The sequence below is a fragment of the Citrobacter freundii complex sp. CFNIH2 genome (assembly GCF_002880615.1).
Lineage (GTDB): Bacteria > Pseudomonadota > Gammaproteobacteria > Enterobacterales > Enterobacteriaceae > Citrobacter_A > Citrobacter_A amalonaticus_F.
In genome coordinates, this window is sequence record NZ_CP025757.1 from 634,654 (window position 1) to 655,946 (window position 21,293).

Annotated in this window: 30 protein-coding genes, 1 pseudogene and 1 other annotated feature; of the genes and pseudogenes, 7 read left to right on the forward strand and 24 right to left on the reverse strand. The window is 53.5% G+C overall.

Annotated features, from left to right (window positions below):
* Nucleotides 1–31 precede the first annotated feature (31 nt).
* From hisIE to hisL, 9 genes are all read right to left on the reverse strand, one after another.
* Nucleotides 32–643, reverse strand: coding sequence for a bifunctional phosphoribosyl-AMP cyclohydrolase/phosphoribosyl-ATP diphosphatase HisIE (gene hisIE, locus WM46_RS03005; protein WP_042318146.1), 612 nt, complete (start codon nt 641–643; stop codon nt 32–34).
* Nucleotides 637–1,413: an imidazole glycerol phosphate synthase subunit HisF gene (hisF, locus tag WM46_RS03010; RefSeq protein ID WP_102601380.1), complete on the reverse strand. Its 777-nt coding sequence runs from the start codon at nt 1,411–1,413 to the stop codon at nt 637–639. The genes hisIE and hisF overlap by 7 nt, the downstream gene beginning before the upstream one ends.
* Nucleotides 1,395–2,132, reverse strand: a complete 738-nt coding sequence (hisA, locus tag WM46_RS03015; RefSeq protein ID WP_102601381.1) for a 1-(5-phosphoribosyl)-5-[(5-phosphoribosylamino)methylideneamino]imidazole-4-carboxamide isomerase — start codon at nt 2,130–2,132, stop codon at nt 1,395–1,397. The genes hisF and hisA overlap by 19 nt, the downstream gene beginning before the upstream one ends.
* Nucleotides 2,132–2,722: an imidazole glycerol phosphate synthase subunit HisH gene (gene hisH / locus WM46_RS03020; RefSeq protein WP_061074624.1), complete on the reverse strand. Its 591-nt coding sequence runs from the start codon at nt 2,720–2,722 to the stop codon at nt 2,132–2,134. Before hisH ends, hisA begins: the two co-directional genes overlap by 1 nt.
* On the reverse strand, nt 2,722–3,789 hold the full coding sequence (hisB, locus tag WM46_RS03025; protein WP_102601382.1) for a bifunctional histidinol-phosphatase/imidazoleglycerol-phosphate dehydratase HisB: 1,068 nt from the start codon (nt 3,787–3,789) through the stop codon (nt 2,722–2,724). Before hisB ends, hisH begins: the two co-directional genes overlap by 1 nt.
* Complete coding sequence (hisC, locus tag WM46_RS03030) at nt 3,786–4,865, reverse strand: histidinol-phosphate transaminase (protein ID WP_102601383.1); 1,080 nt, start codon at nt 4,863–4,865, stop codon at nt 3,786–3,788. The genes hisB and hisC overlap by 4 nt, the downstream gene beginning before the upstream one ends.
* Nucleotides 4,862–6,166, reverse strand: a complete 1,305-nt coding sequence (hisD, locus tag WM46_RS03035) for a histidinol dehydrogenase (protein ID WP_102601384.1) — start codon at nt 6,164–6,166, stop codon at nt 4,862–4,864. Before hisD ends, hisC begins: the two co-directional genes overlap by 4 nt.
* A 99-nt stretch (nt 6,167–6,265) precedes the next feature.
* Nucleotides 6,266–7,165 (reverse strand): ATP phosphoribosyltransferase, encoded by a 900-nt coding sequence (gene hisG, locus WM46_RS03040; protein ID WP_061074620.1) that lies wholly within the window; start codon nt 7,163–7,165, stop codon nt 6,266–6,268.
* Between the two features lie 46 nt (nt 7,166–7,211).
* Nucleotides 7,212–7,334: a sequence feature (His leader region), on the reverse strand.
* Nucleotides 7,310–7,360, reverse strand: coding sequence for a his operon leader peptide (gene hisL / locus WM46_RS03045; protein ID WP_001364200.1), 51 nt, complete (start codon nt 7,358–7,360; stop codon nt 7,310–7,312). Its footprint overlaps the feature before it by 25 nt.
* Before the next feature lie 162 nt (nt 7,361–7,522).
* On the opposite strand from hisL, the gene WM46_RS03050 reads away from it, so the two are divergent.
* The 6 genes from WM46_RS03050 (at nt 7,523) to tsuB (ending at nt 12,457) form a co-directional block, all read left to right on the forward strand.
* The gene (locus tag WM46_RS03050) at nt 7,523–8,347 is read left to right on the forward strand and encodes an SDR family oxidoreductase (protein ID WP_061074619.1); all 825 of its coding nucleotides are present in this window, start codon (nt 7,523–7,525) and stop codon (nt 8,345–8,347) included.
* A 46-nt stretch (nt 8,348–8,393) separates the two neighbouring features.
* Nucleotides 8,394–9,323 carry a LysR family transcriptional regulator gene (locus WM46_RS03055; protein WP_061074618.1) on the forward strand — a complete coding sequence of 310 codons (930 nt, stop codon included), beginning with the start codon at nt 8,394–8,396 and terminating at the stop codon, nt 9,321–9,323.
* 216 nt (nt 9,324–9,539) lie between these two features.
* Complete coding sequence (gene yoeI, locus WM46_RS03060) at nt 9,540–9,602, forward strand: membrane protein YoeI (protein WP_099433339.1); 63 nt, start codon at nt 9,540–9,542, stop codon at nt 9,600–9,602.
* The gene (locus WM46_RS03065; RefSeq protein WP_042318166.1) at nt 9,592–10,953 is read left to right on the forward strand and encodes an APC family permease; all 1,362 of its coding nucleotides are present in this window, start codon (nt 9,592–9,594) and stop codon (nt 10,951–10,953) included. The genes yoeI and WM46_RS03065 overlap by 11 nt, the downstream gene beginning before the upstream one ends.
* A gap of 202 nt (nt 10,954–11,155) precedes the next feature.
* On the forward strand, nt 11,156–12,214 hold the full coding sequence (tsuA, locus tag WM46_RS03070; protein WP_102603766.1) for a thiosulfate utilization transporter TsuA/YeeE: 1,059 nt from the start codon (nt 11,156–11,158) through the stop codon (nt 12,212–12,214).
* 15 nt (nt 12,215–12,229) lie between these two features.
* Nucleotides 12,230–12,457 carry a thiosulfate utilization sulfurtransferase TsuB/YeeD gene (tsuB, locus tag WM46_RS03075; protein WP_000985275.1) on the forward strand — a complete coding sequence of 76 codons (228 nt, stop codon included), beginning with the start codon at nt 12,230–12,232 and terminating at the stop codon, nt 12,455–12,457.
* Nucleotides 12,458–12,492: 35 nt separating this feature from the next.
* On the opposite strand, the gene sbcB is transcribed toward tsuB, so the two are convergent.
* Entirely contained in the window at nt 12,493–13,923 is a 1,431-nt protein-coding gene (gene sbcB / locus WM46_RS03080) for an exodeoxyribonuclease I (protein WP_102601385.1), read from the reverse strand.
* 175 nt (nt 13,924–14,098) lie between these two features.
* Between sbcB and WM46_RS03085 the strand changes: the two genes are divergently transcribed.
* Nucleotides 14,099–15,280 (forward strand): tyrosine-type recombinase/integrase, encoded by a 1,182-nt coding sequence (locus WM46_RS03085; protein WP_102601386.1) that lies wholly within the window; start codon nt 14,099–14,101, stop codon nt 15,278–15,280.
* On the opposite strand, the gene WM46_RS03090 is transcribed toward WM46_RS03085, so the two are convergent.
* From WM46_RS03090 to WM46_RS03150, 14 genes and pseudogenes are all read right to left on the reverse strand, one after another.
* Nucleotides 15,261–15,452 carry a helix-turn-helix transcriptional regulator gene (locus tag WM46_RS03090; RefSeq protein WP_044257011.1) on the reverse strand — a complete coding sequence of 64 codons (192 nt, stop codon included), beginning with the start codon at nt 15,450–15,452 and terminating at the stop codon, nt 15,261–15,263. The genes WM46_RS03085 and WM46_RS03090 overlap by 20 nt on opposite strands.
* Nucleotides 15,453–15,459: 7 nt before the next feature.
* Nucleotides 15,460–15,606: a hypothetical protein gene (locus WM46_RS26270; protein WP_187394436.1), complete on the reverse strand. Its 147-nt coding sequence runs from the start codon at nt 15,604–15,606 to the stop codon at nt 15,460–15,462.
* A gap of 72 nt (nt 15,607–15,678) precedes the next feature.
* Complete coding sequence (locus WM46_RS26560; protein ID WP_262360447.1) at nt 15,679–16,254, reverse strand: hypothetical protein; 576 nt, start codon at nt 16,252–16,254, stop codon at nt 15,679–15,681.
* Nucleotides 16,251–16,463 (reverse strand): hypothetical protein, encoded by a 213-nt coding sequence (locus tag WM46_RS03100; RefSeq protein ID WP_102601387.1) that lies wholly within the window; start codon nt 16,461–16,463, stop codon nt 16,251–16,253. The genes WM46_RS26560 and WM46_RS03100 overlap by 4 nt, the downstream gene beginning before the upstream one ends.
* Nucleotides 16,464–16,563: 100 nt before the next feature.
* Complete coding sequence (locus WM46_RS03105) at nt 16,564–16,788, reverse strand: hypothetical protein (RefSeq protein WP_102601388.1); 225 nt, start codon at nt 16,786–16,788, stop codon at nt 16,564–16,566.
* A complete protein-coding gene (locus WM46_RS03110) occupies nt 16,785–17,351 on the reverse strand; it encodes a hypothetical protein (protein ID WP_102601389.1) in 567 nt (188 codons plus the stop codon). The genes WM46_RS03105 and WM46_RS03110 overlap by 4 nt, the downstream gene beginning before the upstream one ends.
* Complete coding sequence (locus WM46_RS03115; protein ID WP_102601390.1) at nt 17,348–18,178, reverse strand: Bro-N domain-containing protein; 831 nt, start codon at nt 18,176–18,178, stop codon at nt 17,348–17,350. Before WM46_RS03115 ends, WM46_RS03110 begins: the two co-directional genes overlap by 4 nt.
* Nucleotides 18,179–18,189: 11 nt before the next feature.
* Nucleotides 18,190–18,768, reverse strand: coding sequence for a hypothetical protein (locus WM46_RS03120; protein ID WP_102601391.1), 579 nt, complete (start codon nt 18,766–18,768; stop codon nt 18,190–18,192).
* Entirely contained in the window at nt 18,765–19,181 is a 417-nt protein-coding gene (locus tag WM46_RS03125; protein ID WP_102601392.1) for a hypothetical protein, read from the reverse strand. The genes WM46_RS03120 and WM46_RS03125 overlap by 4 nt, the downstream gene beginning before the upstream one ends.
* 186 nt (nt 19,182–19,367) lie before the next feature.
* Nucleotides 19,368–19,620, reverse strand: a pseudogene (locus WM46_RS26740) (hypothetical protein).
* Nucleotides 19,620–19,976 (reverse strand): hypothetical protein, encoded by a 357-nt coding sequence (locus tag WM46_RS03135; protein WP_102601394.1) that lies wholly within the window; start codon nt 19,974–19,976, stop codon nt 19,620–19,622. The pseudogene WM46_RS26740 and the gene WM46_RS03135 overlap by 1 nt, the downstream one beginning before the upstream one ends.
* 5 nt (nt 19,977–19,981) lie before the next feature.
* Nucleotides 19,982–20,365, reverse strand: a complete 384-nt coding sequence (locus WM46_RS03140; RefSeq protein ID WP_187394519.1) for a hypothetical protein — start codon at nt 20,363–20,365, stop codon at nt 19,982–19,984.
* A 62-nt stretch (nt 20,366–20,427) separates the two neighbouring features.
* The gene (locus tag WM46_RS03145) at nt 20,428–20,853 is read right to left on the reverse strand and encodes a hypothetical protein (protein WP_102601395.1); all 426 of its coding nucleotides are present in this window, start codon (nt 20,851–20,853) and stop codon (nt 20,428–20,430) included.
* Nucleotides 20,850–21,053: a hypothetical protein gene (locus WM46_RS03150; protein WP_102601396.1), complete on the reverse strand. Its 204-nt coding sequence runs from the start codon at nt 21,051–21,053 to the stop codon at nt 20,850–20,852. Before WM46_RS03150 ends, WM46_RS03145 begins: the two co-directional genes overlap by 4 nt.
* Nucleotides 21,054–21,293 lie beyond the last annotated feature (240 nt).

Sequence of the window (21,293 nt, forward strand, 5' to 3'; positions counted from 1 at the left end):
GGGCCTCGCCCGGTTTTTTTACGCCTTACGATCACTGATGACGTTTGCGCAGATTCTCAATGACCGTCGTCAGGTCGAGATCCTGATCCTGCAGCAGGACCAACAGGTGATACATCAAATCCGACGCCTCGTTGGTCAGTTCGAAGCGGTCATGCACTGTGGCTGCCAGCGCGGTTTCGACACCTTCTTCACCCACTTTCTGCGCGATACGCTTGGTGCCGCTGGCATACAGTTTCGCGGTATAGGAACTTGCCGGGTCAGCCGTTTTGCGCCCGGCTAACAGTTGCTCAAGCTGATACAAGAACAGCCACTGATGACTGGTTTCGCCAAAGCAGCTACTGGTGCCTTTGTGACAGGTGGGCCCGATGGGATCCACCAGTACCAGCAAGGTATCGTTATCACAGTCTGGTGCAATGCTGACCACGTTCAGAAAGTTGCCCGACGTCTCGCCTTTGGTCCACAGACGCTGTTTGGTGCGCGAGAAGAAGGTGACTTTGCCGGTTGCCAGGGTTTTATCCAGCGCGTCTGGGTTCATATATCCCAGCATCAACACTTCACCGGACACCGCGTGCTGTACGACGACTGGCATCAGTCCGTCGGTTTTTTCCCAGTCCAGTTGGCTGCGTTGTTGCTCTGTTAACATATCCTGATCTCCACGCCCTGTGCTGCCAGGTACGCTTTTAATTCACCAATATTAATGATTTGTTTGTGGAAGACGGAGGCGGCAAGCGCACCGTCGACATCGGCATCGCGGAAAGCCTCGAAAAAGTGTTCCATGGTGCCCGCGCCACCGGAGGCGATCAGCGGTACGCGGCACACCGCACGTACCTTTTTCAACTGTTCGAGGTCGTAACCGTTACGCACGCCGTCCTGGTTCATCATGTTAAGGACGATTTCTCCGGCACCGCGCTTTTGCACTTCCTGTACCCAGTCGAGGGTTTCCCAGGTGGTGACGCGGGTGCGGCTTTCGTCGCCGGTATATTGATTGACATGATACTTGCCGGTTTCAGAGTCGTACCAGGTATCAATCCCCACCACAATACACTGTACGCCAAAACGGTCAGCCAGACGGGTAATCAGCGTCGGGTCAGCCAGCGCCGGCGAGTTGATGGAGATTTTGTCTGCGCCAAACGAGAGAATTTTGGCCGCGTCGTCAACTGACTTAATCCCGCCCGCCACGCAGAATGGAATGTCGATCACTTCCGCGACGCGCGAAACCCAGCTTTTATCGACCACACGACCGTCGCTGGACGCGGTGATATCGTAAAACACCAGTTCATCGGCACCTTCATCGGCGTAGCGTTTCGCCAGCGGGACGATGTCGCCGATGATTTCGTGATTACGGAACTGCACGCCTTTCACGACCTGACCATCGCGAACGTCGAGGCACGGGATTATACGTTTTGCCAGCATTGGATCGCCTCCTTAACGGTGAATTTGCCTTCCAGCAGCGCACGCCCGACGATCACGCCGCGCACACCGGTTCCGCGCAGTGCGGCGACGTCGTTGATATCACCGATCCCGCCAGAGGACTGGAAAGCCACCTGTGGATATTTCTCACACACTTCTTCATACAAAGAGACGTTTGAGCCCGCCAGCGTGCCGTCGCGAGAAATATCCGTGCAGAGTACATGTTTCAGTCCCACTGGCAGATAGGTTTCGACCAGTTCTTCGAGCGACACGCCGGAGTTCTCCTGCCAGCCGCTCACCGCCACCTGTTTGTTTCCCTGCTCATCAATACGCACATCCAGCGCGAGGACCAGTGCGTCGGCGCCAAAACGCGTGAACCAGCCTTTCACCATTTCTGGCGACTTTACCGCCGTGGAGCCAACCACCACGCGGGCGACACCCGCCGCCAGCAGGGCCGCAACGTCGTCTTCAGTGCGTACGCCGCCGCCGACCTGGACCGGCACGTTCACGCCAGCCACCAGGGTTTTAATCAGCGGGATCTGCCGTTTCGCCGGATCTTTCGCGCCGGTTAAGTCAACCAGGTGTAACACCTCGGCCCCCTGGGCGGCATAATCCTGCAGGCGTGGCAGCGGGTCGGTGCCGTAATCGCGCTGTTGTGCATAATCGCCCTGATGGAGACGCACGACGGTGCCGTCGATTAAATCTAAAGCCGGAATAATCATCACATCTCCAGAAAGTTTTTCAGCAACTGCGCGCCAGCGGCACCCGAACGTTCCGGGTGGAACTGTACGCCGAAGAAGTTATCTTTTTGTACGGCGGCGGTGAACGGCTCGCCGTAGTGGCACTGGGCGATGGTCCACGGATTGACCGGCATCGCATAGCTGTGCACAAAGTAGAAATACGCGCCGTCCTCAATGCCCTGAAAAAGACGATTCCCGGCCTGCGGATAAACGCGGTTCCAGCCCATATGCGGCAGCGGTAAACCGAAATCTGTCATCTTCGGTACGTCCTGATCGACAATACCCAACAGGTCGACGCCGTTCGTCTCCTCACTTCGCCGTCCGAGGATCTGCATTCCGAGGCAGATGCCGAGCACCGGTTGGGTGCAGGCTTTAATCAGATCGATCAGTTCGCGCTCGCGTAACTGGTCCATTGCCGCCTGCGCCGTGCCGACGCCGGGCAGAAACAGTTTATCCGCGCGTAAGACCACATCCGGGTCACGACTGACTGTCGGATCATAACCGTGACGTGCGACGGCGGATTTCACCGAGTTCAGGTTGGCGCAGCCGGTGTCGAGGATCACCACGTTCATCACAGCACTCCTTTGGAAGAGGGAAGGGTCTCACCCTCAACGCGAATGGCCTGGCGCAGCGTACGGCCGAAGGCTTTGAACAGGCTTTCCACGCGATGATGGTCGTTTTTGCCTTTGGTCTTCAGGTGCAGCGTCACACCCATGGTGTAGGAGAGTGAACGGAAAAAGTGTTCGATCATCTCGGTACTCAGATCGCCGACGCGCTGATAGGTGAACTCGGCGCGGTATTCGAGGTGCGGGCGCCCGGAGATATCCAGCGCGCAGCGCGCCAGGCATTCGTCCATCGGCAACACAAAGCCAAAACGGTTGATGCCGCGCTTATCGCCGAGCGCCAGTTTCAACGCCTCGCCCAGCGCCAGACCGGTGTCTTCCACGGTGTGGTGATCGTCGATATAGAGATCGCCTTTGACGGTAATCTCCATGCGGAACCCGCCGTGTGTCGCAATTTGATCGAGCATATGGTCGAAGAAGCCGACGCCGGTGTTAATTTTGCTGCCGCCTTCACGGTCCAGCCACACTTTGACGTCAATCTGCGTCTCTTTGGTGACGCGCTCGACGTGGGCGTAGCGGTCGCGTTTCGTCAGTTGCTCGCCAATCGCCGTCCAGTTCAGCGTCTCGCGATGGTAACGCAGCCCGGTAATCCCCATATTTTCAGCCAACTGGATATCGGTAGCGCGATCGCCAATGACGTAGCTGTTGGCGCTGTCCATCGCCTGCTCAGCGAGGTAGCGCTCGACCAGCTTCACTTTCGGCTTACGGCAGTCGCACTCCTCTGCGGGCAGGTGCGGACAGATCAGCACTTCATCAAACCGCACGCCCTGCGAGGTCAGGATTTGCATCATCAGATTATGCGGGCCGTCGAAATCCGCCTGCGGGAAGCTCTGCGTTCCCAGACCGTCCTGATTCGTGATCATCACCAGCTTAAAGCCCGCTTTTTGCAACTTCAGCAGCACCGGCACGACGTCCGGCTCGAAGGCCAGTTTGTCAAAGCGATCCACCTGGAAATCGCTCGGCGGCTCGGAAATCAGGGTTCCATCACGATCGATAAAGAGATACTTCTGGCTCATACTTGCTCCGCACGTAAAGCGTCAATGACGCGCTGGCTTTCTTCACGGGTACCAACAGTAATACGCAGACAGCCGCTTAAAGACGGTTGCTTGTTCTGGTCTCGTAAGATAATGCCCTGATCCCACAAAGATTTAAATACGCTACTGGAGGCGGTGAAGCGCGCCAGAATGTAGTTGGTTTCGGAGTCAAAAACCTGTTCAACGCAGGCAATCTCTTTAAGCGCTTTCACCAGGTATTGACGCTCAAGCAGGATCTGCGCCACGCGTTCGCGCATAGCAGTGATGCCCTGTGGGCTCAGCGCCTGTTCGGCAATGTCGGCAACGGGGGTAGAAAGCGGGTAGGGAGCGATCACTTTCAGCAGCAGGTTAATCACCTCCTCATTCGCCAGCGTAAAGCCGCAGCGCAGACCGGCGAGGGCAAACGCCTTGGACAACGTGCGCAGAATGACGAGATTAGGATATTCAGCAAGCCAACCCGCCAGCGTCGCCTGCGGACAAAACTCGATATAGGCCTCGTCGGCGACCACAATGGCTTTGCCGCGCGTCAGTTCCAACAACGTCCGCAGATCCTGCGGATGAATCAGCTGTCCGGTGGGGTTATTGGGACTGCACACGTAAACGACCTTTACGCCATCCAGATTGTCTGAAATGGCCTGCATATCCAGCTGCCAGTCGGCGAGCACCGGTACAGTACGGCATTCGACGCCAATGGTTTCGGCGCTGACGCTATACATCCCATAGGTGGGCGGGCAGAAGAGAATCGCGTCTTTCCCCGGTTCACAGAAGGCGCGGATAAGCAGTTCAATGCCTTCATCTGCGCCACGACTGACCAGCACCTGCTCCGGTTTGACCCCGGCGTACTGCGCATAATTTTCAATCACCGCTTTCGGCTGGCACTCCGGGTAGCGGTTCAGCGTTTGTCGGGTGAGTTGATATTCAACCGCCGTCGGGAATTCGTTGGCATTGAGCCAGACGTCGCCGTTGCCGCCCAGACGACGAGCAGATTGATACGGCGTCAGATTACGGACGTTTTCACGGGCTAAGTCGGTGACGCTGAACGTGTTTTCAGTGCTCATGCTTGCTCCTTCAGGGCGTTAACGCGCAGGGTGACGGCATTTTTGTGAGCGGTCAGGCGTTCCGCCGCCGCCAGTGTCTCGATGGTTGAAGCCAGCGCGGAGAATCCCGCTTTAGACAGTTCCTGAACCGTCATGCGCTTCTGAAAATCCGCCAGCCCGAGGCTGGAACAGGTGGCGGTATAGCCGTAGGTCGGCAGCACGTGGTTAGTCCCGGAGGCGTAATCGCCCGCTGATTCCGGCGACCAGTCGCCGAGGAACACCGAACCGGCACTGGTGATGTCATCAACCATGTCGCGGGCATTACGGGTTTGAATAATCAGGTGCTCAGGACCATAGAGGTTAGAGATGGCAATGCACTGCGCCAAATCTTTCGTCACGATTAATCGACTGGCGCTGAGCGCCTGACGCGCCGTTTCTGCACGCGGGAGTTCAGCCAGTTGACGTGCAACGGCTTCGGCAACGCGACGGGCGATATCGGCATCCGGGGTCAGCAGGATGACCTGCGAATCCGGACCGTGTTCCGCTTGCGAAAGCAGATCGGAGGCGACGAAATCCGGCGTGGCGCCGCTGTCGGCAATCACCAATACTTCGGACGGTCCGGCTGGCATGTCAATCGCTGCGCCGTCGAGACGCTGACTGACCTGACGCTTCGCTTCGGTCACAAACGCGTTTCCAGGGCCAAAAATTTTGTCCACTTTCGGCACGGATTCGCTGCCAAACGCCAGGGCGGCAATGGCCTGTGCGCCGCCAACGTTAAAGACTTCCTGCACACCGCACAGCTGCGCCGCGTAGAGAATTTCATCGGCAATCGGCGGCGGGGAACACAGCACCACCTTCTTACAGCCCGCAATACGCGCCGGCGTGGCGAGCATCAGTACGGTAGAAAAGAGCGGGGCGGATCCGCCGGGAATATACAAACCGACGGACGCCACCGGACGTGTCACCTGCTGGCAGCGTACGCCTGGCTGGGTTTCCACATCAACGGTCGGTAATTTCTGCGCGTTGTGGAAGGTTTCAATGTTTTGCACCGCGACAGCCATCGCTTGCTTGAGATCGTCGCTCAGTCGTGCGCTGGCGGCGGCTATCTCTTCCGCGGTCACCTTCAGCGCCGCAACCTCGGTTTTATCAAACTTCGCGCTGTACTCGCGCAGGGCGTCATCGCCACGGGCTTTGACGTTATCCAGAATCTCGCTCACGGTGCGGGTGATGCTGTCAGACGCGGAAATCGCCGGGCGCATCAGTAATTCACGCTGCTGTTCAGGGGAACACGTGTTCCAGTTAATGATTGTGCTAAAGCTCATGTCACTTTCCTTCTTATGCCGGATGACGCCTTGCTTATCCGGCCTACGGGTCCAGTAGGCCCGGTAAGCGAATGCGCCACCGGGCGCCGTCGCGCGCAATTATTCCATCATCTTCTCAATCGGCAGCACCAGAATTGAGCTGGCACCGAGCGCTTTCAGTTTTTCCATCGTCTCCCAGAACAGGGTTTCGCTGCTGACCATGTGCATCGCCACGCGCTGCTGATCGCCAGCCAGCGGCAGAATAGTTGGGCGTTCGGCGCCTGGCAGCAGCGCGATGACCTCTTCCAGACGCTCGCTTGGCGCGTGCATCATGATGTATTTCGATTCGCGAGCCTGGATAACCCCCTGAATACGGGTCAGCAGCTTATCGACCAGTTGCTGCTTGGCGTCTGTCATCTCACCGTCACGCTGGATCAGACAGGCTTTAGAACGGTAAATCACTTCCACTTCGCGCAGACCGTTGGCTTCCAGTGTCGCACCGGTCGAAACCAGATCGCAGATGGCGTCGGCGAGGCCCGCGCGCGGAGCCACTTCCACAGAACCGTTCAGCAAACAGGATTTAAAGGAAACGCCTTTCTGATCGAGATAACGTTTGAGCAGGTGGGGATAAGAGGTGGCGATGCGTTTGCCATCCAGCGCGGCGGGGCCATCCCAGGTTTCATCGACCGGCGTTGCCAGGGAAAGGCGGCAACCGCCGAAATCGAGGCGACGCAGCGTAAAGTAGCGCGGGTCTTCGCCCTGGGCACGGCGGTTCAGCAGTTCTTCTTCCAGAACGTTCTCGCCGATGATGCCCAGGTCAACGACGCCGTCCATCACCAGACCGGGGATATCGTCGTCACGCACACGCAGAATATCAATCGGCATATTCTCTGCCATCGCAATCAGACGCTGGGTGTGTAAGTTAATTTTAATCCCGCAGCGGGCGAGTAATTCACGTGAGTCATCGCTCAAACGACCTGATTTCTGAATAGCTATGCGTAAACGGCTGTTGTCTAACATTCTCTTTTCCTCTTTATCCTGTCTGAACCTGTCTGAATTTTGCGCCAAAAAAAAGCCCCCGGAAGAAATCTTCCGGGGGCTTTCTCATGCGTTCATGCACCACTGGAAGATCTGAATGTCTCCCAGCACACATCGCCTGAAAGACTAGTCAGGATGATGGTGATGATGGTGGTGTTTAAATTGAACGCGTGTCATAAAATTCTCGATGAATGCTTATTCATTTGATGCCTTTTAACCTAAACCACTTTAACGCCTTAAAGCAAGCGCTTTTTTTAATTCCTATTTATAGTATGAATTGTCAGTCTTAAAACGCTGGCGTAGCCTTATAGACATAGTGCTGGAGTCAGGAGAAAACGGATGAAAAAGGTCGCAGTTGTCGGTTTAGGATGGTTAGGCATGCCGCTGGCGATGTCGCTCACTGCCAGAGGCTGGCAGGTGACGGGGAGCAAAACCACCCAGGATGGCGTGGAAGCGGCCAGAATGAGCGGGATCGAAGGATATCCGCTACGGCTCGAGCCTGAGTTGGTGTGTGAAACAGATGATCTGGATGCGCTGATGGATGTCGATGCGCTGGTGATTACCTTACCGGCTCGTCGTAGCGGTCCGGGAGAAGACTTCTATTTACAGGCGATGCAGGAGCTGGTCGACAGCGCGCTGGCGTATCGTATTCCGCGCATTATCTTTACCAGTTCGACCTCCGTCTATGGTGACGTGCAGGGGACGGTCAAAGAGGGAACCGCGCGTAATCCGGTCACCGCCAGCGGGCGCGTATTAAAAGAGCTGGAAGACTGGCTGCATAATTTACCGGGTACTTCGGTCGATATCCTGCGACTGGCCGGGCTGGTGGGACCAGGGCGTCATCCAGGCCGTTTCTTCGCGGGCAAAACCGCCCCTGACGGCGAACACGGCGTCAATCTGGTCCATCTGGAAGATGTGATTGCCGCCATCACGCTGCTGTTACAGGCACCGAAAGGGGGACACATCTATAATATATGTGCGCCTTCGCATCCTGCCCGTAATGTGTTCTATCCGCAGATGGCGCGTCTGCTGGGAATGGAGCCGCCGCAGTTCCGTGATTCCGCGGCTAACAACAAAGGTAAAATTATAGATGGCAGCCGGATCTGTAATGAGCTTGGGTTTGAATACCAATATCCCGATCCGCTGGTGATGCCGTTGGAGTAATGCATGCCGCCAGCAGCTAGTCGCCATACACCGCAAGGGGGCGTGTATGAAACCACTGCTGGACGTGCTCATCATCCTTGATGCCCTTGAGAAAGAGGGCAGCTTCGCGGCGGCGTCCGCCAAACTGTATAAGACGCCGTCTGCCCTCAGCTATACCGTCCACCGTCTGGAAAGCGATCTCAACATTCAAATCCTCGATCGCAGCGGTCATCGCGCCCGGTTCACGCGCACGGGTCAAATGCTGTTAGAGAAAGGGCGGGAAGTCCTGCACACCGTGCGGGAGCTGGAAAAGCAGGCGATAAAACTCCACGAAGGTTGGGAAAATGAACTGGTGATCGGCGTGGACGATACCTTTCCTTTTTCCCTGCTCGCCCCTCTGATCGAATCCTTTTATCAGCATCACAGCGTCACGCGCCTGAAATTCATTAACGGCGTGTTGGGGGGATCGTGGGATGCGCTGATCCAGGGCCGGGCGGATATTATTGTCGGCGCGATGCATGAACCCCCTTCATCCAGCGACTTTAGCGTTGCGCGCCTGGGCGAACTGGAACAGATTTTTGCCGTTGCGCCACACCATCCGCTGGCTGAGGAAGCTGAGCCGCTGAGCCGCAGTACCATCAAACGCTATCGCGCGATTGTGGTCGGCGACAGTTCGCCTCTCGCTGCTGCAACGGCGACGCAACTGCTTGACGATCAGGAGGCGATCACCGTCTTCGATTTTAAGACCAAACTGGAACTGCAAATCAGTGGTCTGGGATGCGGTTATCTTCCGCGTTATCTGGCGCAGCGCTTCCTGGACAGTGGGGCGTTAATCGAAAAAAAAGTGGCTGCGCAAATCCTCTTTGAACCGGTATGGATGGGGTGGAATGAGCAGACGGCGGGGCTCGCCAGCGCCTGGTGGCGGGATGCGATTTTAGCAAATAGTGCTATCGCGGGGATCTACAAAAAAGACGATAGCGAAAAATCAAACATTTAAGAAAAAATAGTTCGCGACAACCCTCTCATTCTCTTGTCTTTTCGCCTCATTTTAGTGCACAATGCGCCGCTTGCAAAAAATGACATTAACCGACGTTTTCATACGCGTCGGTTATTTTTTTGCATCAAACCAATCATTCATACAAAGAGGCCGGGCTTCGTACCGGATAGATATTTACTAAAAACCGACAGTTGTTGTCGCTGAGGAATCCAGAAAATGGGGCAATTTTTTGCTTACGCGACGGCATTCGCCGTAAAGGGGAATGACCATGTCGCATAACGCTACTCCAAAAACCTCTCGCGTGGAATTACGTAAAACGCTTACGTTGATTCCGGTTGTCATGATGGGTCTTGCCTATATGCAGCCGATGACGCTGTTCGATACGTTTGGTATCGTTTCAGGCCTCACTGACGGTCACGTTGCAACGGCGTATGCCTTTGCGCTGATCGCTATTCTCTTTACTGCGTTGAGCTACGGTAAACTGGTTCGCCGTTTCCCGTCTGCTGGCTCGGCGTATACCTATGCCCAGAAATCCATTAGCCCGACCGTTGGCTTTATGGTGGGGTGGTCATCCCTGCTGGACTACCTGTTCATGCCGATGATCAACATCCTGCTGGCAAAAATTTACTTTGAAGCGCTGGTGCCGTCCGTACCGTCGTGGATCTTTGTTGTCGCGCTGGTGGCCTTTATGACCATCTCCAACCTGCGCAGCATCAAGACCGTGGCAAACTTCAATACCCTGATTGTGATCCTGCAGATGGGCATTGTGGCGGTGATTGTGGGTCTGATCATCTACGGCGTGTCGAACGGTGAGGGCGCCGGTACGCTGACCAGCACGCGTCCGTTCTGGTCGGAAGGCGCGCACGTCGTGCCAATGATTACCGGAGCAACGATTCTGTGCTTCTCGTTCCTGGGCTTTGACGGTATCTCTTCGCTGTCTGAAGAGACCAAAGATGCAGAGCGCGTGATCCCGAAGGCTATCTTCCTGACGGCGCTGATTGGCGGCCTGGTATTCATCGGCGCCTCTTACTTCCTGCAACTGTACTTCCCGGATATCTCTCGCTTTAAGGATCCGGATGCGTCTCAGCCTGAAATCATGCTGTACGTGGCAGGTAAAACCTTCCAGTGGGGCGTGCTGATTTTCTCCAGCGTGACCGTTCTGGCGTCCGGTATGGCGGCACACGCAGGCGTCTCTCGTCTGATGTACGTAATGGGCCGTGACGGCGTATTCCCGACGCGCTTCTTTGGTTACATTCATCCGAAGTGGCGTACCCCGGCATGGAACGTGCTGCTGGTGGGGGCAATTGCGCTGATGGCGATTAAATTTGACCTGGTGACGGCGACGGCGTTGATTAACTTCGGTGCGCTGGTGGCGTTTACCTTCGTGAACCTGTCTGTAATTTCACAGTTCTGGATCCGTGAAAAACGCAACAAGACGCTGAAAGACCACTTCAACTATCTGGTGCTGCCAGTATGTGGCGCGCTGACTGTTGGCGCGCTGTGGATCAACCTGGAAGAGAGCTCTATGGTTCTGGGTCTGATCTGGGCCGGTATCGGTCTGGTGTATCTGGCCTGCGTGACCAAAAGCTTCCGCAACCCGGTTCCGCAGTACGAAGATATCGCACAGTAATTCATAAGGTTTGTAGACCCGGTAAGCGAAGCGCCGCCGGGCAGGAAGCCGGAGTTAACCACTCCGGCTTTTTTTATGTCACTGGTTTATTTCCAGTCATTATTCATAACCATTCGTTCTAAATTAGAGAATTTGGTTATTGGTTCCCAGCCGCATGCTCAGGAATAATTTCCTGATTGATATTCTTCAGGCTAACGAATTTATGTTTTCAATGATTTTAAGCGGGGTTATCTGCGGCGCGCTGCTGGGCTTTGTGATGCAACGTGGACGATTCTGCCTGACCGGCGGTTTTCGCGATATGTATATCGCCAAAAACAACCGCATGTTTTATGCGCTGCTGATCGCGATCTCCGTGCAGAGCGTCGGTGCTTTTGCGCTGATTCAGGCGGGGGTGATTCGCTACGATGCGGGCGCGTTCCCGTGGCTCGGTACCGTTGTCGGCGGTTATATTTTCGGGATTGGGATTGTCTATGCGGGCGGATGTGCTACCGGAACCTGGTATCGTGCGGGTGAGGGGCTGATCGGCAGCTGGATTGCGCTGGCGACCTACATGGTGATGAGCGCGGTGATGCGTTCGCCTCATGCCAGCGGTTTAAATCAGACGCTAAAAACGTACAGCACGGAGCACAACTCCATGGCTGACACGCTGAACCTCTCCGTCTGGCCGCTGATTGCCGTTCTGCTGGTAGTGACGCTCTGGGTAGTCAGTAAAGAACTGAAAAAGCCAAAGCTGAAAGTCGCCTCTTTGCCGCCGCGTCGTACCGGGCTTGCGCATATTCTGTTTGAAAAACGCTGGCACCCGTTTGTGACGGCGGTGCTGATTGGTCTTATCGCGCTGCTGGCCTGGCCGCTGAGCGAAGCCACCGGGCGTATGTTTGGGCTCGGGATCACCTCGCCGACGGCTAACATTTTGCAGTTCCTGGTGGCGGGAGACAGCAAGTTCCTCAACTGGGGCGTTTTCCTGGTACTGGGGATTTTCCTCGGTTCGTTCATCGCGGCGAAAGCCAGTCGTGAATTCCGCGTGCGGGCTGCCGATGCGGCAACCACGCTACGCAGCGGCTTCGGCGGGATCCTGATGGGATTTGGCGCCAGTATTGCCGGCGGCTGCTCTATCGGTAACGGTCTGGTGATGACGGCGATGATGACCTGGCAGGGCTGGATTGGCCTGGTATTTATGATCCTTGGCGTCTGGACCGCGTCGTGGATTGTGTTTGTTCGACCGCAGCGTAAAGCCCGTCTGGCAACCGCTGCGGCAAATTAAGCGTAAGGATTAATGATGGCGATTAAAAAACTGGACGTGGTCACGCAGGTTTGCCCGTTCCCACTGATTGAAGCAAAAGCCGCGTTGGCTGAAATGGCGAGCGGTGACGAGCTGGTGATTGAGTTTGACTGCACCCAGGCGACCGAAGCGATCCCACAGTGGGCGGCTGAAGAAGGGCATGCGATTACGGACTATCAGCAGGTTGGCGATGCCGCCTGGAGCATCACCGTCCAGAAAGCGTGATAACAGGCCCTCCGCCGTGGCGCGGAGGGCGAATTTCAGACGATCTCTTCAGCGTATTGCCACAGCGCCTTCAGCAGTACCTGCTTCTCTTTATCATCTGCATATTCCTGATACAACATCTGCAACTCGTCGGCGTAGCGCTGCAAATATTCCGGGGTAAAGACCTGGCGACGATGCTCCAGCCAGCGCTGTTGCTCCGCTTCATCCAGCGTGCCGGGGAAATTACGCGCCCGATAGTTGAACAGCAGTTTCTCAATCCGCGGATCGACAAAGGTGATATCCAGCGCCGGCAGGTTCTGTGGATCGGTTTCCAGCACAATCTTCATTGCCGCCCGGTCAGCATCGCTGAAGAAACCATTATAAAGCTGGGCATCAACGTTGTCGGACGGCGTGAACGGTTCCGCTTCCGCAAAGATGGCGACCACTTTGTCACGCACCTGCGGATGTTCACGCAGGACTTTCAGATTATCGAGACAATGCTGGCGATTAATCCCCAGACGATCGGCATCTTCCGGGCGCAGCGTGTTCGCTTGCGCCAGTACCGGGCATTTGTTGATGTGCACCAGCTTCAGCGGCACGGCGGCGTTATCGCCCAGATCGGCTTTGGCGGTGTACAGACGTTCGCGCAGAGTATCGCTGTCCAGTTCCAGCAACGGTGAAATATCACCGGCCAGATCGACCATAATCACGGCATTACGGTTATCCGGATGCCAGGCCAGCGGCGCAACCCAACTGGTGTTGCCGCGCCATGCGCCAAACATGCCGGAAACATGCACCAGCGGTTTCATTTGCGGCACGTCAATCAGCGCGGCCAGCTTGTGTTTGTTACGGTGCGTGTAGAGATACTCAAACAGACGCGGCTGACGTGACTTCACCAGTTGCGCCATCGCAATGGTGGCATAGACATCCGCCATCGCATCGTGTGCGTTGCTGTGCTCGATGCCGTTCGCTTTCGTCAGATGCTCCAGGCGAAAACTGGGGAGGCCGTCGTCATTTTCCGGCCAGTTGATGCCTTCCGGGCGCAGGGCGTAGCAAGCGCGCATCACGTCCAGCAGATCCCAGCGCGAATTATCATGCTGCCAGCTCCAGGCGTAAGGATCGTAGAAGTTGCGGTAAAGCACGTTGCGCGTGACCTCGTCGTCGAAGCGCACGTTGTTATAGCCAATGATGCAGGTTTTCGGCACCGTAAACAGTGCGTGGATCCGCGCGGCAAACGCAGCCTCATTATCACCTTTTTCTCGCGCTTCCTGAGGGGTGATCCCGGTGACCATCACGGCGCCCGGCTGGGGCAAATAGTCATCCGATGGTTTGCAGTAAAAAACCTCAGGCTCACCGATGACGTTGAATTCGCTATCGGTACGCAGCGCGGCAAATTGCGCAGGCCTGTCGAGCGCCGGATGAATGCCAAAGGTTTCGTAATCGTGGAAGAGGAATGTGCTCTGTATGCTATCGTTTTTAACTGTCACCTGATGTACACGCCTGATGTTATATGTAGCTGATTTAAAGTGTTTTTATCGCTATGTTTGTCACTGGTTGATTATGACTGTACACGATTAGATATTGTTGTTTATGTTCGTACATGACATATTGAGTACAGATTAAGTACATAAACCTTAAAATCATTGAGTACAGAAAATTAAAATGGCGATCAGTGACACTAAGCTTCGCTCCATCTATGGTAAACCATATTCCGGCCCATCTGAAATTACTGATTCTGACGGGCTCGGTATACGCATTACGCCAAAAGGCATTATCAGCTTTCAGTTCCGTTTCCGCTGGGACGGGAAGCAGCATCGACTTGGACTTGGACGTTATCCTGCAATAATGCTTCGCGATGCCCGCAACATGGTTGCAGATTTAAGGGAGTCGGTCGACAAAGGAATTGATCCGCGTACTCTGTCCGGTGGCAGTAAGGCACAAAAAAAACCAACGGTAAAAGACTGCCTCGACTATTGGGAGAAGAACTACGTTGACATCGCGCTTCGTGAAAAAACGCAAGCGCTCTACAGGTCGACTGTCATCAAGCACATGAGCAATGCCTTCTCTGGAGTTCCGATTGAGGATATTTCCGTCAGGCTATGGGTTGAACGCTTCACAGAAGAAGAGCGCATTAACCCACGACGTGCGCGTCAGTTGCTGGTACAGCTTCGTTCCGCTATTGGCTGGTGCACCAGAAGGCAGTTCATCCGCCCTGTTGAGCTTATGATGCTGCAGCCGAAAGATGTCGGGATAAAATCCGCGGTCGGTGAGGTCACTCTCAGTTATAACCAACTTGCGAAGATATGGCTGGCAATAGAACGGAGTAGGGGATCAACATCTAACAAGCTTCTTCACCAGTTGCTGATGCTTTACGCCGCCAGAAACAGCGAACTTCGCCTGGCTGTTACTGATGAGTTTGATCGCGAGGAAGGCGTTTGGACTGTGCCGACAGAGAAAAGCAAAACCAACAGGATTATCCGGCGTCCAATATTCGGCGCGGCTGATGATTTGCTTAAGAAGGCGGAAATGACATACGGGAATATTCTTTTCCCGGGACCAGATCTGAAAAAATCCATGACTATTGCCGGCGCTAACAGATATCTCGGCAGGATTGAGGCGTCACTGGGTATTGGTGAATTTTCCGCACATGATTTCAGACGCACTCTGGCGACGAGGCTATCAGAGGAAGGTGTGGCCCCGCACGTTATTGAAAAAATGCTGGGGCATGAGTTGGGCGGCGTGCTTTCTGTTTACAACAAACATGACTGGATCGCCGAACAGAAAGCCGCCTATGACCTGTACGCCGAAAAAATATTCTGGCACATCAAAAAGATTTCTGGTTAATTCCGCCGTTTAAAATCCACGCTTCCACCTCAGATTGCAAGTACTGCTTGGGGTGGGTGCGGATCGGCTTCGGAAAGTTATGATGCTTCGTGTATTTCCAGATGGTCATACGAGACGAAACCCGGATCATTCGCATCACTTCTTTTTCGTTAATCATTTCAATATCACTCATACCCACCTCACGCTACGCTCAGGCCACGACAGTGGCACCACGTCTCAAACATTCGCTTAACCACTTCCCGGCAGTAGAATCCTTCCTGATCCCTCGAGAGGTCGTAGCGGTTTCCGTACCGCTGGCGCACCCACAATTCAAATGCTTTATTCACGGCCACCCCACATCAACATCACAGTGATACAGATGCACACAACGCAAATCACAATAGCTGTCGGCCAGTCCATCACTTCATCTCCACTCTGATCCCGGCTGAAATTAGCGCGGCTGTGCATTCCTCGCGCATGCTTCCGGCGCCGGCGGCAAATCCCTGATACCATTCCTCTTGAGAGCCGAGAACGGGAAGGGCAGGAAGGGTGATGGTCAGGCATTTCTTCTCGATGCCTCCAGAGCTTTCGCAAAAAGTCAATGCGTCGCGTAGCTCTTTAACGCACGCATAGTTTTCTGCTTTGTTTGGATCGCCAGTACGGTGTTCAGCTTCTTGCCTGCACCATTTGATGACCTTCTCAGCGGCTGCATGGAGGCGCTGGCGCTGCCAGTCGAAATCGTCGACAAGGCACTGCAGGTGAAGGTGTTTTGCTTCAGCCTGCTCCAGTTTTGCACGCAAACTTTCGATCTCCGCCGCCATGTAGTAGCCTGTTTTGCTCCAGGTATCGACATCATCGCCGATCATGTCAGGTTCCATGGTCGCCATCAGAACAGCGTCGTGATAGTCCTGGCTTCCATCGGTGATCGCGACAGCGTAGGTATCACTGTTTTCGCGTTTATGAATAAGCACAATCGGGTTTTTAATCTTGCTCACTGTGAAGTCTCCTTTTCGGCTTCAATGATGCTGTCGACCATCAACATCAGAGAGCCCGCCATGTCGTCGTAATCAGACCATGTACTACTTTCGAAGAACTGCGCAGCGACTACGGGGGCAAGCTGGCTAACCAGGTGCTGGCGATAAGTCATGCCGCGCGGTGTATCGAGACGCGGACATGGGTAAGCTGAATGCTGGCCTTTTTTCATTGTTAGCCTCAGTAATTCATCAAAAATTTATATTCAATCAACGCGCCGAAAACGACGGCCACCAGCAGCAGTCCAAACAGCATGGACAGGAGAAATGGTTTCATCGCTTAGCCTCCCGCCGTACGGTTTTGTAGGCCCGCAACATATCGCGGGATTTGCCGGACAAAACTGACTTCATGAAAAGCACTCCGCTGCGGGTTGCAATGATGCCTGGCGTGCAGAGCAAGGTGGCATCCACCACCCGGTTATGTTTACGGAACTCAAACACAGTGCTGGTGATCACGATGTTCGCCGCGGCGCCGTAGTCCTGGTATTGGATTTTCATGCCAGATGCTCCCCAGCAACTTTGAACGCATCATCACGGCATGGCATCACAACGAGCTCAGGGTTGCCGTATGTGGCGTTGATGGCCGGATCGAACTGAATGCGTACCGCGCCATGTTCGATGGAAGGACGTAACTGAACGGGAATAAACTTCCTCTCGCGACCAAACATCTTCTCCGGATAACCGAGGTATTCAGCCTGGATAACCGGATTGATGCCGAAATCCACTTCTTTCGGAATGACGCGCTCCAGGTCTGGAAACCGACCATCAACCAGCCGGATACCGGTGATCGAAATCCGGCGCTCGAATGCGTCACGGTGAATGGCAAAGGCTTCTTTGTTGAATACCAGCTCCGTAGTTTCCGCCTTCACCGGAACCGGCCCTTCAAACTGGATGATGATGTTTTTCTTCGTCCGGATGCCGTGCTCCATGCGCAACGCGACATGCCCGTTAGTTGCTTCAATATATTTCGGAGTGATATGCACCCCGTTCAGGTAGTAACGGACATCGTTTTTGGCAGCGCACACCAGGGCGGCACGGATAAGTTTTGACTGGATGATCATGCGTCTGCCTCCACGAAGACCTCTTTCGGATCTTTACGCAGAATGAAGCCGCCAAACTCAGGATGCTGCCAGCGCTTGCGCTTACCACTCGGACGGGACGATTCCTTCAGCAGCACCTGAAAGGCATGCAGGAATGATTCACGATGCACACACAGACCACGGACGCCAGGTAACTGTCTGGATGGCAGATTTGCGAACCGAACAAGGCGACGACAGGAAGGATCGGACAGACCGGTTTCCCACGAGATTTTATGCACCGGAACGAACTCAGTATCGGTATTCACGAATTCAGTCGAACCGATGCACTGTTGCGGTACTGTCGGGGATGCAGGCGCAGCAGTAATCAGGTTCGCACCGCTGACTTCCATTACCGCTTTCATCGTCGCTGATGCGGTAGCTTCGGCAACCACTCGGGCCAGCGAAAGAATATCGTTATTCATGCTGAGCTCCTGCTTGTGTGATTTAGTTACCGGCACTTCTTTGCTGTATGTGCCCGTGGTCATGATGGCCGGGAGTACATCCTCACAAACCCAGTCCTGCACACGTTCAGCGGACGGGAGCTGGCTGCGCAGGATCAGGCGGAACAAATCAGCCTGTCCGGCAAGTTGAGTGCCACGTGGTTTTTCACCAAAACCCAATTCTAACGATTCGTTATAATCAAGTTTAATCAGAGACTTGCAATGGTCTTTCAGCGCTTTGGCTGGATTTGTGTATCCGAGGGATTTAGCAAGTTCGACAGCATCAAATGCTGGCTTTCCCTCATAAAGAATTCCACTCATCGAGAAATTGAGCTCTTCTGAACTAAATGTCATCAGTTGGTTATTCATCATCAGTTCCCTCAGTGCATAACTGGCATTTCTGGCGTGCCGCTGGTTTTAATCATTCCGATGTAGTCATCGTGAAGCATCTCAAGCCCTTCTCGCCCAAAGGGTGACATCCTGAATCCGTCTCCGGGATCTGCAATCACCATGTCCTGATACATGCGAAGGGCCATCTTTGAACCCTTCTCCACGCCGTATTTCTCAATCGCGATACTTTCTACGTGGTTGGCGAGAGAAAAGCGCAGTGGGCCCGGATAGATACTAAGATCGCCTTTCTTACCCGAATAAATAACTGCGGTGTCGACTCCTCCGGACTCGTTAGGGATATCGATAGTGCCGTTCCTGTCCCTCTCTTCGTTGATGAACACTGTTGCCACAAGCCAGCGCCACAGGGTGAGTTCCTTCTTGACGTTCAAATCCACCCAGCCAGAAGCCTCGGCATCCATAATGCAGGCCAACCAACGCAACCCTTCCGATGGTCGGGAGTCAAAACGCGGACCATCGAACTGTTTAACCGCGCCAGACCAGCCAGTTACACGATTCCCGATTTTGATGCCGTTTGGCGTAGCTTCTGGAATTTCGTATTTACTGCTCATCGAATACCCTCCGGTTTGCTGGCTTGTAGCTCTGCCTGTTCTTTCACAACGCGATCATGAAAGGCGTCCCATTTCTCGCACCACTTCTGCATATCGCGCTTACGAGCAAGGATGCGGCGAAGACGTCGAACGCAGCGCTGGTGGGCGAAGTGATACTCTTTCGTGGCGCCACCGCGTTCCCATGCTTCACCGTGTACCGGATGAGAGACCTTTACGTCAGGATGGCGGCACATAAAGCCCGATGCCTCGAATGCCCATGTGGTCATGAAGAACGCCAGATAGCGGATCGCGGTATCGCGGCTGAAGCAGCGCTTCATGCGTCCATGCCGCATAGCGACGAACAAGTTGCCCACAGGCGTATGGTGAATCTGAAATGCCAGGTCAATGGCGCTGGCGGTGCGGTTGTCCTTCATCGTTTTATTTCCCCGTTATAAGTTTCATGACTCATTAATTCCCAGTTCCGGCCATCGTCTTTCGATAACAGTCTCCAGCGCGGATTAACCTTCAGGCTGAGATACCCGGTCCGTCGCATACGTCGTGCATATACTCGCTTCCGCCGGTATCGCAGCAGGACCTGCGTCGCCTGCAGGTGAACGCGCTCAGGTATTCGAATTGCTGTCAGTGCCACCGGTAACCTCTTCAATGCGTAGCTCCATTTCGCGAGCCATTTCGATAAAAGTGTCCAGAGCGCAAATGTGCTCATCTTCAAAAAGCCGGCGATCGCATGTAACACGGCCGTTTTCGATATAAAGAACAACACGCCCGGTGAAGTCCGGAAGGACGTGCAGATCCACGTTGAGGACTGGGGGGGGGGATCTGAATCCCGTGCATAATTGTTTGTTGTGAGGTCATCAGTTAATTCCTCCACATACGTATTTCTCTTTCGCGTGTTTAATTAATTCCGCAAAAATCTCGTCAACAATCATCTTCCCGGTTTCGGTCAGATATTCAGTGTGTCCATTGATATCGACACTTTTCATATACGTCTGGCGAATAAATGTTTCCGCCTCTGCTGCAAATTCAGTCCGTGCCTGTTTTTCGAAACGTTGCAAAAGTTTCAGCATTGATTCTTCGTCAATATCGATAAACTGGATATTGTCATCCGGCAATGAAACGGTAAGGCGATAAGCGCCTGTCTTGCGCTTCATTCGGTTTAACGCCGCAATGGCAATACGACGGCGATAAATTTCAATGGTGTTATTTTTCATTATTATTACCGTCCGTAAGCCTTGCGCAGAAAGAGGGTTGCAATATGCAGGTAGCTATTGCCATAAGAGGCAAGCAGCTTTGCTGTTGTATGTGCGGCTTTATCTTTCAGAAATGTCATTATTGCCCCCCCCTTCGAGGTGTTCTCCATTGTCATTTTGGTCATGAAACAAAGCTCATTAAGTAACGAGGTGAATCGTCCCGCCACCTTCACATCAGTGCGAGTGATTGCTGGCATCAGTAACTGGATAAACTCTGCACGAAGTTCATGCGCGTATTTATTGGCGCACTCTGCTGTTTTATGCGCCTTGTTTATATAAAGGAGGTCATCATCCTGGTTAACGGAATGAACCTTGCTATTTACGAGTTCACTTTTTACGATAATATTCATCTTCATTTCCTCAGGGTGAGCGATTCCCCCGCCAGTTAAGGCGTTAATTTTTTGTGTGTTAATTAAGGTTCTATTTTGTCGGCTTTCTTGCTGATTATTTCTTGTAGCTCGTCGAGTTTTTCAAAAACGATAGTCATAGTTCCGATTGCAGATAATTCTTGTGGCATGCAATCCATAGCATTGCAAAGTGCCATTTTGCAGTTTCCGGCATCAGTAGCCCAGGAATTAAGCATGTCAGATGTTAACCCCTTGTTTGCTTCTGAGGATGAATTATTAATGCTGGCGTTCACGACAATCATTTTCGGTGGTAGCTGTGAAATATATTCATTCACACCATCCAGCGTTTTCTGCATTGAGCGAATCAGGCATGCAATTGCATTATCGGCTTCTGGTGGAAATTCGTAATTGCGATAAATAACCTCAAGTAACGAGGTGTTTTCCACAATATCAGCCGCGACACTTTCGACTATTTCGACGGGAGTTTTCATTTGAGTTTCTCCAGTTCGTTCTTGTGAGCCTCATCGGCATAATTGCAAACAAATGCAAAGAGAACGTCACTGATTTCACTATACTCGTCACCGTCAACAGCAGATAACAAACTGGCAGCTTCAGTGATTAAGGATATATTCTTGAAGGCATCACATGGGCGGATGGACAACCCCTTGAATGTTTTTATCGGTTCAACCATTTTTTGTCACCTCAACGTTAACTTGATAGTTTGATGATAGAGGATGCTATTGGTTATTGCAATAGGTAATTCTATTTATAATGCTATTATTTTTTATGTGATTGATATAAAAATAAAAAAACAGCTATTAATGCTTTATGAATTTAGGTGGCGGACAATGCTGTGAAAGTGCAGGGGATCAGTCCTGATAACTAAAGGGAGGGGAATTAGGTGTTATGCGATTATGAGTTGCCTGGATTC

What these genes read in the sequence shown, in the direction of transcription:
- hisIE (WP_042318146.1), bottom strand. Translation starts at nt 643, where the DNA reads ATGTTAACAGAGCAACAACGCAGCCAACTGGACTGGGAAAAAACCGAC.
- hisF (WP_102601380.1), bottom strand. Translation starts at nt 1,413, where the DNA reads ATGCTGGCAAAACGTATAATCCCGTGCCTCGACGTTCGCGATGGTCAG.
- hisA (WP_102601381.1), bottom strand. Translation starts at nt 2,132, where the DNA reads ATGATTATTCCGGCTTTAGATTTAATCGACGGCACCGTCGTGCGTCTC.
- hisH (WP_061074624.1), bottom strand. Translation starts at nt 2,722, where the DNA reads ATGAACGTGGTGATCCTCGACACCGGCTGCGCCAACCTGAACTCGGTG.
- hisB (WP_102601382.1), bottom strand. Translation starts at nt 3,789, where the DNA reads ATGAGCCAGAAGTATCTCTTTATCGATCGTGATGGAACCCTGATTTCC.
- hisC (WP_102601383.1), bottom strand. Translation starts at nt 4,865, where the DNA reads ATGAGCACTGAAAACACGTTCAGCGTCACCGACTTAGCCCGTGAAAAC.
- hisD (WP_102601384.1), bottom strand. Translation starts at nt 6,166, where the DNA reads ATGAGCTTTAGCACAATCATTAACTGGAACACGTGTTCCCCTGAACAG.
- hisG (WP_061074620.1), bottom strand. Translation starts at nt 7,165, where the DNA reads ATGTTAGACAACAGCCGTTTACGCATAGCTATTCAGAAATCAGGTCGT.
- WM46_RS03050 (WP_061074619.1), top strand. Translation starts at nt 7,523, where the DNA reads ATGAAAAAGGTCGCAGTTGTCGGTTTAGGATGGTTAGGCATGCCGCTG.
- WM46_RS03055 (WP_061074618.1), top strand. Translation starts at nt 8,394, where the DNA reads ATGAAACCACTGCTGGACGTGCTCATCATCCTTGATGCCCTTGAGAAA.
- WM46_RS03065 (WP_042318166.1), top strand. Translation starts at nt 9,592, where the DNA reads ATGTCGCATAACGCTACTCCAAAAACCTCTCGCGTGGAATTACGTAAA.
- tsuA (WP_102603766.1), top strand. Translation starts at nt 11,156, where the DNA reads ATGTTTTCAATGATTTTAAGCGGGGTTATCTGCGGCGCGCTGCTGGGC.
- tsuB (WP_000985275.1), top strand. Translation starts at nt 12,230, where the DNA reads ATGGCGATTAAAAAACTGGACGTGGTCACGCAGGTTTGCCCGTTCCCA.
- WM46_RS03085 (WP_102601386.1), top strand. Translation starts at nt 14,099, where the DNA reads ATGGCGATCAGTGACACTAAGCTTCGCTCCATCTATGGTAAACCATAT.
- WM46_RS03090 (WP_044257011.1), bottom strand. Translation starts at nt 15,452, where the DNA reads ATGAGTGATATTGAAATGATTAACGAAAAAGAAGTGATGCGAATGATC.
- WM46_RS03100 (WP_102601387.1), bottom strand. Translation starts at nt 16,463, where the DNA reads ATGAAAAAAGGCCAGCATTCAGCTTACCCATGTCCGCGTCTCGATACA.
- WM46_RS03105 (WP_102601388.1), bottom strand. Translation starts at nt 16,788, where the DNA reads ATGAAAATCCAATACCAGGACTACGGCGCCGCGGCGAACATCGTGATC.
- WM46_RS03110 (WP_102601389.1), bottom strand. Translation starts at nt 17,351, where the DNA reads ATGATCATCCAGTCAAAACTTATCCGTGCCGCCCTGGTGTGCGCTGCC.
- WM46_RS03115 (WP_102601390.1), bottom strand. Translation starts at nt 18,178, where the DNA reads ATGAATAACCAACTGATGACATTTAGTTCAGAAGAGCTCAATTTCTCG.
- WM46_RS03120 (WP_102601391.1), bottom strand. Translation starts at nt 18,768, where the DNA reads ATGAGCAGTAAATACGAAATTCCAGAAGCTACGCCAAACGGCATCAAA.
- WM46_RS03125 (WP_102601392.1), bottom strand. Translation starts at nt 19,181, where the DNA reads ATGAAGGACAACCGCACCGCCAGCGCCATTGACCTGGCATTTCAGATT.
- WM46_RS03135 (WP_102601394.1), bottom strand. Translation starts at nt 19,976, where the DNA reads ATGAAAAATAACACCATTGAAATTTATCGCCGTCGTATTGCCATTGCG.
- WM46_RS03140 (WP_187394519.1), bottom strand. Translation starts at nt 20,365, where the DNA reads ATGAATATTATCGTAAAAAGTGAACTCGTAAATAGCAAGGTTCATTCC.
- WM46_RS03145 (WP_102601395.1), bottom strand. Translation starts at nt 20,853, where the DNA reads ATGAAAACTCCCGTCGAAATAGTCGAAAGTGTCGCGGCTGATATTGTG.
- WM46_RS03150 (WP_102601396.1), bottom strand. Translation starts at nt 21,053, where the DNA reads ATGGTTGAACCGATAAAAACATTCAAGGGGTTGTCCATCCGCCCATGT.